General features: G+C 61.6%; 6 protein-coding genes. 5 read left to right on the forward strand and 1 reads right to left on the reverse strand.

Annotation, left to right across the window (positions count from 1 at the left end; genetic code table 11):
* The first annotated feature begins 2 nt into the window (after window positions 1-2).
* From rng to tldD, 4 genes are all read left to right on the forward strand, one after another.
* Window positions 3-1,460, forward strand: coding sequence for a ribonuclease G (gene rng, locus AC3WN7_RS09945; protein ID WP_007970246.1), 1,458 nt, complete (start codon window positions 3-5; stop codon window positions 1,458-1,460).
* A 75-nt stretch (window positions 1,461-1,535) separates the two neighbouring features.
* Entirely contained in the window at window positions 1,536-5,339 is a 3,804-nt protein-coding gene (locus AC3WN7_RS09950) for a YhdP family protein (RefSeq protein ID WP_095965903.1), read from the forward strand.
* Window positions 5,340-5,537: 198 nt separating this feature from the next.
* Complete coding sequence (locus AC3WN7_RS09955) at window positions 5,538-6,392, forward strand: carbon-nitrogen hydrolase family protein (RefSeq protein WP_102674663.1); 855 nt, start codon at window positions 5,538-5,540, stop codon at window positions 6,390-6,392.
* Between the two features lie 12 nt (window positions 6,393-6,404).
* Window positions 6,405-7,847 (forward strand): metalloprotease TldD, encoded by a 1,443-nt coding sequence (tldD, locus tag AC3WN7_RS09960; RefSeq protein WP_095965901.1) that lies wholly within the window; start codon window positions 6,405-6,407, stop codon window positions 7,845-7,847.
* A 103-nt stretch (window positions 7,848-7,950) separates the two neighbouring features.
* On the opposite strand, the gene yjgA is transcribed toward tldD, so the two are convergent.
* On the reverse strand, window positions 7,951-8,475 hold the full coding sequence (yjgA, locus tag AC3WN7_RS09965; protein ID WP_007970253.1) for a ribosome biogenesis factor YjgA: 525 nt from the start codon (window positions 8,473-8,475) through the stop codon (window positions 7,951-7,953).
* A 108-nt stretch (window positions 8,476-8,583) separates the two neighbouring features.
* Here yjgA and pmbA point away from each other — a divergent pair, with 108 nt between their 5' ends.
* Entirely contained in the window at window positions 8,584-9,930 is a 1,347-nt protein-coding gene (gene pmbA, locus AC3WN7_RS09970; protein WP_102674662.1) for a metalloprotease PmbA, read from the forward strand.
* Window positions 9,931-9,967 lie beyond the last annotated feature (37 nt).

Below are 9,967 nucleotides of genomic sequence, written 5' to 3' on the forward strand. Positions count from 1 at the left end.
CCATGAGTGAAGAGATCCTGATCAACATCACGCCGATGGAGTCGCGCGTGGCGGTGGTCGAAAACGGTGTCCTGCAAGAGGTCCACGTCGAGCGTACGCAAAAGCGCGGGATCGTCGGCAACATCTATAAAGGCAAAGTCGTGCGGGTATTGCCGGGGATGCAGGCGGCATTCGTCGATATCGGCCTGGACCGTGCGGCGTTCATTCATGCGTCGGAAATTTCCCTGCGCGAAGGCCCGGCGGTCGAGAGCATCAGCGCACTGGTGCACGAAGGCCAGAGCCTGGTGGTGCAAGTGACCAAGGACCCGATCGGTTCCAAAGGCGCACGCCTGACCACTCAGCTGTCGATCCCTTCGCGCTACCTGGTGTACATGCCGCGCACGGCCCATGTCGGGATTTCCCTGAAGATCGAAGACGAAGCCGAGCGCGAACGCCTCAAGCAAGTGGTCACCGATTGCGTGGCCAAAGAAGGTATCAAGGAGGCCGGCGGTTTCATCCTGCGTACGGCAGCCGAAGGCGCCGGCGCCGATGAAATCCTCATGGACATCCGCTACCTGCGAAGGCTCTGGGATCAGATCAGCGCCCAGATCAAAACCATCAGCGCGCCCAGCGTGATCTACGAAGACCTCGGTCTGGCGCTGCGCACCCTGCGTGACCTGGTGAGCCCGAAAATCGAGAAGATCCGCATCGACTCCCGGGAAACTTTCCAGAAGACCACGCAATTCGTCGCCGAATTGATGCCGGAGATTGCCGACCGTCTGGAGCATTACCCGGGCGAGCGGCCGATTTTCGACCTGTATGGCGTCGAAGACGAAATCCAGAAGGCCCTCGAACGCAAGGTTCCGCTCAAGTCCGGCGGATATCTGGTGGTTGACCCGGCGGAAGCCATGAGCACCATCGACGTCAATACCGGGGCGTTCGTCGGCCATCGCAACCTCGAAGAAACCATCTTCAAGACCAACCTCGAAGCCGCGACGGCCATTGCCCGTCAATTGCGCCTGCGCAACCTCGGCGGAATCATCATCATCGACTTCATCGACATGGAAGATGAAGAGCACCAGCGCCAGGTGCTGCGCACGCTCGAGAAGCAACTGGAGCGCGATCACGCCAAGACCAACATCATCGGTATCACCGAGTTGGGCCTGGTGCAGATGACCCGCAAGCGCACCCGCGAAAGCCTTGAACAGGTCTTGTGCGAGCCGTGCAACGCCTGTCAGGGCCGCGGCAAGCTCAAGACGCCGGAAACCGTGTGCTACGAAATCTTTCGTGAAATCCTGCGTGAGGCTCGCGCCTATCAGGCGGAGGGCTATCGTGTATTGGCAAACCAGAAAGTTGTCGACCGCCTGCTCGACGAAGAGTCAGGCAACGTCGCCGAGCTGGAAGGGTTTATCGGGCGCACTATCCGATTCCAGGTCGAAACCATGTATTCCCAGGAACAATACGACGTGGTGCTGCTCTGAAGCGTTTCGTTGTGATTTTTCGAGAATGGCTGGCCTCAGCTTTTTGCAAGACTTTTGCCATGGGGGCCATCTGACATGGACCGTCTGACACGCATTTTGGCCGCACTGACCCGCTGGGGTCTGGGCCTGTGCGCGTTGGTTTTGGTGCTGATGGCGCTCTACGTCAGCCTTGGCCGGGAGCTGACTCCGCTAGTCGCCGAGTACCGTGCCGAAATCGAAACCAAAGCCAGCGATGCCTTGGGCATGCCGCTGCAAATCGGCGAACTGGAAGGCAACTGGCGTGGATTCGCCCCCATATTGATGGCGCACGACGTGACCGTCGGCGAAGGCGCCAATGCCCTGCACCTGGATCAGGTGCGCGCGGTGCCGGACCTTTGGGCCAGTCTGCTGGCACGTGAGGTGCGCATCGCTCATCTGGAACTCAGCGGCCTGAAGATCAGCGTCAAGGAGGGCGACGACGGTCAATGGGCGCTCGAAGGTTTGCCGGTGCAACAGGATCAACCGATCGATCCGCAACAGTTGCTCGATCGCATGCAGATGATCCAGCAACTGTCGGTACTCGACAGCCAGGTGACCTTGCAGCCGTTTGCACAGTCGCCGCTGACCCTGACCTATGTCGGCCTGAATCTGAAAACCGGTGCGTCACGGCAGCGGCTCGACGCCCGCCTGACCCTGCCCGACGGCCAGCCTGTGGCCATGAGCCTGCGTACCCGCATTCGAGCCAGCCAATGGCAGGACGGTGAAGCCGAGTTCTACCTGAGCCTGCCGCAAAGCGACTGGTCGAAGTGGCTTCCCGAGCGCGTCAGCCAGCAATGGAATTTCTCCGAGATCAAGGCCGGCGGCGAGCTTTGGCTGACCTGGGGCAAAGGCGTCTTGCAAAGCGCTGCAGTGCGCTTGAACGCGCCACAACTCAAGGGCGCCTACGCCGAGCGCAAGCCGATCCAGATCAACAACCTGGCGCTCAATGGTTACTTCCAGCGCAGTGCCGAAGGCATGCAGGTGACCCTGGATTCCCTGGCAATGAACCTCGGCGACGTCCGCTGGGAAACGCATTTGCAGCTCAAGCAAAGCGCCGCCACCGACAAGACCGAAGAACTCTGGCATCTACAGGCCGACCGGGTCGACCTGACCCCGCTCACGCCGCTGCTCAATGCCCTGGCGCCGTTTCCGCAAGGCTTTGCCACCGTTGTCGAGCGGCTCAAGGTGAAGGGCGGACTGCGCAATGTATTGATCGACGTGCGACCCAATGCCACCGACGACAGCAAGTTCAGCTTTGCCGCCAACCTCGACCAGGTGGGTTTCGATGCCTATCACGGTGCGCCGGCGGCGCGAAATGTCAGCGGCAGCATCAGCGGTGACCTGGGGCACGGCGAACTGCGTATGGACAGCAAGGATTTCATGCTGCACCTGGACCCGATTTTCGCCAAGCCATGGCAGTACATTCAGGCCAATGCGCAGCTGACCTGGAAACTCGACAAAGAAGGCTTCACTCTGATTGCGCCGTATCTGAAGGTGCTGGGTGAGGAGGGCAAGATTGCCGGTGACTTCCTGATTCGCCTGCATTTCGATGACACCCAGGAAGACTACATGGACCTGCGGGTTGGCCTGGTGGACGGCGACGGTCGCTACACCGCCAAGTACCTGCCGGCAGTCCTCAGCCCGGCGCTGGATGAATGGCTGCGCACGGCGATTCTCAAGGGTGCGGTGGATCAAGGCTTCTTCCAGTATCAAGGGTCGCTCAGCCACGGTGCCGCAGACGTCGATCGCAGCATCAGCCTGTACTTCAAGGTTCACGATGCCGAGCTGGCCTTCCAGCCGGGCTGGCCCCATGTCAGCAAGGTCAGCGGCGATGTGTTTGTCGAAGACAGCGGCGTGCGGATCCTGGCCAGCAAAGGCCAGTTGCTCGACACCCAGGTCAGCGATATTTACGTCAACATTCCCCATGCGCCTGCCGGGCAGAACGTTCATTTGTTCCTCGATGGCGGATTTGCCGGTGGTTTGGGCGATGGCCTGAAAATCCTTCAGGAAGCGCCGATAGGCACCGGGGCGACTTTTGCCGGCTGGGAAGGCGAGGGTGATCTGACAGGCAAGTTGAAGCTGGATATTCCGCTGGCAAAAGGCGAGGAACCGAAGATCCTCGTCGACTTCAAGACCGCCAAGGCACGCTTGAAACTGGTCGAACCGGTGCTGGAGTTGACCCAGCTCAAAGGTGACTTCCGTTTCGACAGCGCCAAAGGCCTGAGCGGGCATAACATCAGCGCCCGGGCATTCGACAAGCCGGTCACTGCACAGATTTTTGCCGATGGCAGCCCGGGTAAGCTCAATACCCGGGTGACTGCGTCGGGCCAGGTCGAGGTCAAGAAACTGACCGACTGGCTGAAGGTGACCCAGCCTCTGCCGGTGAGTGGCGTGATCCCTTATCACCTGCAACTGACCCTCGATGGCCCCGACAGCCAATTGCAGGTCAACTCCAACCTCAAGGGCGTGGCGGTCGATTTGCCTGCGCCCTTCGGCATGGCCGCCGATGCCGGGCGCGACACGACGTTTCGCATGACGTTGCAGGGCGACGAGCGGCGCTATTGGGTCAACTACGGAGATCTGGCGAGTTTCACGTTTGCGGCCCCGGCCAGCAATTTCGCCGAGGGTCGCGGGGACTTGTTCCTCGGCGGCGGCGAGGCCGTATTGCCGGGTACCAAAGGCCTGCGGGTACGGGGCGTGTTGTCTGAGCTGGACGTAGGCCCGTGGAAGGATCTGGTGGATAAATACGCCGGGCAGGACCCCGGCGGCAGCGCCAAGCAATTGCTCAGCGGTGCGGATTTCAAGGTGGGCAAGCTCAGCGGTATCGGCACCACGCTTGATCAGGCGTCGATCCAGCTGGCGCGCAAACCTTCCGCCTGGGCGCTGCAACTCGACAGCGAGCAGATCAAGGGCAGCGCCAACCTGCCCGACTCGAAGGCCACGCCAATCGCGATCAATCTGCAAACCGTGCGCCTGCCGGCACCGGACCCGACCGTACTGGCCGATGAAAACTCGCCGGATCCGCTGGCGTCGGTCGACCCGACGAAAATCCCCGCGATGGACATCACGATCAATCAGTTATTCCAGGGCCAGGATCTGGTCGGTGCCTGGTCGCTGAAGGTTCGTCCGACGGCCAGCGGCATTGTGTTCAACTCGCTGGATCTGGGACTCAAGGGCATGTTGCTGGTGGGCAGTGGTGGCTGGGAAGGCGTGCCGGGCGCCAGCAACAGCTGGTACAAGGGCCGCATCAGCGGCAAGAACCTGGCCGATGTGCTCAAGGGCTGGGGGTTTGCGCCGAGCGTCACCAGCCGGGACTTTTATATGGATGTCGATGGCCGCTGGCCCGGCTCGCCGGCCTGGGTGGCGACCAAGCGTTTCTCCGGCTCGCTCGATGCGACACTCAATCAGGGCCAGTTCGTCGAAGTCGAAGGCAGTGCCCAGGCCCTGCGGGTGTTTGGTTTGCTCAACTTCAACTCCATCGGCCGGCGGCTGCGCCTGGACTTCTCCGACCTGTTCGGCAAAGGCCTGAGTTATGACCGGGTCAAGGGGCTGCTGGTCGGGACGAATGGTGTGTATGTCACCCGTCAACCGATCCAGCTGACTGGCCCATCGAGCACCATCGAACTCGATGGCACGCTGAACATGGTGGCCGATCAGATCGATGCGAAACTGATGGTGACCTTGCCGGTGACCAATAACCTGCCGATTGCCGCGCTGATCGTCGGTGCGCCGGCGGTCGGCGGAGCACTGTTCCTGATCGACAAGCTGATCGGTGACCGGGTCTCCCGTTTCGCCAGTGTGAAGTACAGCGTCAAAGGGCCGTGGAAAGAACCGAAAATCACCTTCGACAAGGCTTTTTGAAAAACCATACTTCGGGCCTATGGAGTAGCATGGCCATTGCGGCTCGCCCCCCTGTAGGCGCGAGCTTGCTCCGGGCGGCGTTCCGACGATGAGTTTGAATACGACGCGTTTTTTCAGACAGCCTGCGTCATCGTTCACGTCCATCGCGAGCAAGCTCGCTCCTACAAGGTCTGTGTTGATTTCAATAAGGAAAAGGCCATGTCTGTAGCGGTGATTCAAATGGTCAGCCAGAGCGATGTGCTGACCAATCTGGACCAGGCCCGTCGACTGCTCGAACAAGCGGCGGCCGGCGGCGCGAAACTCGCGGTATTGCCGGAAAATTTCGCCGCCATGGGCCGGCGCGACGTTGCCGACATCGGGCGCGCCGAAGCGCTGGGCGAAGGCCCGATCCTGCCCTGGTTGAAACAGACCGCACGCGACCTCAAGTTATGGATAGTGGCCGGCACGTTGCCGTTGCCGCCGGTGGATCAGCCGACGGCGAAGGCGCACGCCTGTTCGTTGCTGATCGATGATCATGGCGAAACAGTGGCTCGCTACGACAAGCTGCACCTGTTTGACGTGGACGTGGCGGACAATCGTGGCCGTTACCGTGAGTCCGATGACTATGCTTATGGCAGCGGTCTGGTCGTGGCGGACACACCGGTTGGCCGGGTCGGTCTGACGGTCTGCTATGACCTGCGCTTTCCCGAGCTGTACAGTGAACTGCGCGCTGCCGGCGCGGAACTGATTACCGCGCCCTCGGCCTTCACGGCGGTGACCGGCGCGGCGCATTGGGATGTGCTGATTCGTGCGCGGGCTATCGAGACCCAATGTTATGTGCTCGCGGCTGCCCAGGGCGGCACGCATCCGGGGCCGCGGGAAACCTTCGGGCATGCCGCCATCGTCGACCCGTGGGGGCGTGTGCTGGCACAACAGGATCAAGGCGAGGCCGTGCTGCTGGCCGAACGCGACAGCAGCGAACAGGCGTCCATCCGGGCGCGGATGCCGGTGTCCAGTCACCGGCGCTTTTTCTCGCAGGGCGCCCAGCGACCTGCATCAGAAACACGAATTTAAGGCGTAAAGCATATGAGCGAGTTGTTGTCCTCAGTCAGTGAACACCTGCTGGCGCCCGGTGGCGTCACGATCGAGAGCCTGCAAGGCGTGCTCGGCGATCTGGCCGGGCCGGGCATCGATGCCGCCGACCTGTATTTCCAGGGGCAGATCTCCGAGTCCTGGGCGCTGGAAGACGGCATCGTCAAGGAAGGCAGCTTCAACCTTGACCAGGGTGTCGGCGTTCGTGCGCAATCGGGTGAGAAAACCGGTTTTGCCTACAGCAATGCCATCACCCTTGAAGCCTTGGGCGCGGCGGCGCGTGCCGCCCGTTCGATTTCCCGGGCCGGGCAGCACGGTACGGTGCAGGCATTCACCAGCCAGGATGTCGCGCAGCTGTATGCGCCGGACAACCCCCTGGAAGTGCTGACCCGTGCCGAAAAGGTCGATTTGCTCAAGCGCGTCGACGCCGCGACCCGGGCACTTGACCCACGTATCCAGCAGGTCACCGTGAGCATGGCCGGTGTCTGGGAGCGGATTCTGGTGGCGTCCACCGACGGTGGCCTGGCGGCGGATGTACGTCCGCTGGTGCGTTTCAACGTCAGCGTGATCGTCGAGCAGAACGGTCGCCGCGAGCGCGGCGGTCATGGCGGCGGCGGTCGGACCGATTACCGTTATTTCCTCGCTGAGGATCGCGCCATGGGTTATGCCCGTGAAGCATTGCGCCAGGCGCTGGTCAACCTTGAAGCCATTCCGGCTCCGGCCGGTACCTTGCCGGTGGTACTCGGCTCCGGCTGGTCGGGCGTGCTGCTGCACGAAGCCGTCGGTCATGGTCTGGAAGGCGACTTCAACCGCAAGGGCAGTTCGGCTTATAGCGGGCGCATGGGCGAGATGGTTGCCTCCAGGCTATGTACCATCGTCGATGACGGCACCCTGGCCGGTCGTCGCGGTTCGTTGAGCGTCGATGACGAGGGCACGCCGACCGAGTGCACCACCCTGATCGAAAACGGCGTACTCAAGGGCTACATGCAGGACAAGCTCAACGCCCGCTTGATGGGTGTGGCGCGCACCGGCAACGGTCGTCGCGAGTCTTACGCGCACCTGCCGATGCCGCGCATGACCAACACCTACATGCTCGCCGGTGAAAGCGATCCGCAAGAAATCATCGCCTCGGTGAAACGCGGCATCTATTGCGCCAACCTCGGCGGCGGTCAGGTGGACATCACCAGCGGCAAGTTCGTGTTCTCCACCAGCGAGGCGTACCTGATCGAGGACGGCAAGATTACCGCTCCGGTCAAGGGCGCGACCCTGATCGGCAACGGGCCGGAAGCCATGAGCAAGGTGTCGATGGTCGGTAATGATCTGTCGCTGGACAGCGGCGTGGGCACATGTGGCAAGGATGGGCAGTCGGTGCCGGTGGGTGTCGGCCAGCCAACGCTGAAGATTGATGCGATCACCGTGGGTGGCACGGGGTCGTAAGGAGATACACCGCCTTTGCAGGAGCTGTCGAAGGCTGCGATCTTTTGATCTTTAAAAAGCAAAGATCGCAGCCTTCGGCAGCACCTACAAGGGCTGCGATGACTTAACGCAGTCCGCGTTGAGTCTCGTCCAGCTCACGGATGTACTTGAAGATTTTACGGCTGGAAGCAGGAGGCTTGTTTTGCGCAACCTCATGCTGGGCCTGACGGATCAGGGAGCGCAGTTGCTGGCGATCCGCGTCGGGGTATTCGACGACGAATTTTTCCAGCACGGCGTCGTCACCGGCAATCAGACGATCGCGCCAGCGTTCCAGGTTATGGAAGCGTTCGTTGTATTGACGGGTGGAGGCATCGAGTTGATCGAGCAGAACCAGAATCGCGTCAGTGTCCTGATCGCGCATCAGTTTGCCGATGAACTGAAGGTGCCGTTTACGCGCGATGTTCGCGGTGTGCTTGGGCGCATCGGCCAGGGCCCGGCGCAATCCGTCGGTCAATGGCAGTTTGTTGAGCAAGTCAGGCTTGAGCGTTGTAAGGCGCTCGCCGAGGTCAACCAGAGCATGCAGCTCGCGTTTGACCTGGGATTTGCTTTTTTCTCCCGTATCGAGGGAGTCGTCGTAAGAATCAACCATGGTGGCAGTCCGCAAAGAAACGCCGCCATGATAACCAGTCGGGGGCCGCTTGTCCGGCCCGGTCGCTCGATGACCGTTACCGAAAGCAGAATTTGAGTGGAGAACAGCATGAGTGCAGTTGAAAGCGTCGGCCCACAAGCATTGCCGGCACTGCAGGAACAGGTCGAGCAGATCATCGCTGAAGCCAGGCGCCAGGGGGCCAGCGCCTGTGAAGTGGCCGTCTCCCTGGAGCAGGGCCTTTCGACGTCGGTGCGCCAGCGTGAAGTCGAAACGGTCGAATTCAACCGCGACCAGGGTTTTGGCATCACCCTGTACGTAGGCCAGCGCAAGGGCTCGGCCAGCACGTCGGCCAGCGGTCCGGAAGCGATTCGCGAAACGGTGGCCGCTGCTCTGGCTATCGCCAAACACACCTCCGAAGACGAAGCCTCCGGCCTGGCGGATGCCGCGTTGATGGCGCGGGATCTTCAGGATTTCGACCTGTTTCATCAGTGGGACATCACGCCGGAGCAAGCCATCGAGCAGGCCCTGGCCTGCGAAGCCGCGGCGTTTGCCGCCGACAACCGGATCAAGAACGCCGACGGTACCACCCTCAGCACCCATCAGGGCTGCCGCGTTTATGGCAACAGTCACGGGTTTATCGGTGGTTATGCGTCGACTCGCCACAGCCTCAGCTGCGTGATGATCGCCGAGGCCGACGGGCAGATGCAGCGTGATTACTGGTACGACGTGAACCGTCAGGGCAACTTGCTGGCCGATCCGGTGAGCATCGGCCAGCGTGCCGCGCAACGGGCGGCGAGCCGTCTGGGCGCGCGTCCGGTGCCGACCTGCGAGGTGCCGGTGCTGTTTTCCGCAGAGTTGGCGGGCGGCCTGTTCGGCAGTTTCCTGTCGGCGATTTCCGGCGGCAGCCTGTATCGCAAGTCGTCGTTCCTTGAAGGCACGCTGGGGCAGAAGCTGTTTCCGGAGTGGCTGACCATCGACGAGCGCCCACACTTGATGCGTGCCATGGGCAGCGCGGCGTTCGATGGTGATGGTCTGGCAACCTACGCCAAACCGTTCGTCGAAAAAGGCGAGTTGGTGTCGTACATCCTCGGCACCTACTCCGGCCGCAAGCTCGGCATGCCGAGCACCGCCAATGCCGGCGGCGTGCACAACCTGTTCGTCACCCATGGCGAAGAAGACCAGGCGGCCTTGCTGCGGCGCATGGGGCGCGGTTTGCTGGTGACTGAATTGATGGGGCAGGGCCTGAACATGGTGACCGGTGACTATTCCCGCGGCGCGGCGGGTTTCTGGGTCGAGAACGGCGAAATCCAGTTCGCGGTCCAGGAAGTGACCATCGCCGGCAACATGCGCGACATGTTCAAGCAGATCGTGGCCGTGGGGAATGATCTTGAGTTGCGTAGCAACATTCGTACAGGCTCGGTGCTGATCGAGCGGATGACGGTGGCGGGCAGCTAAGCCTCCCCATTACACAAAAGGCGCGCCACCCATCGGG

The sequence above is a fragment of the Pseudomonas sp. FW305-70 genome, from assembly GCF_058783925.1.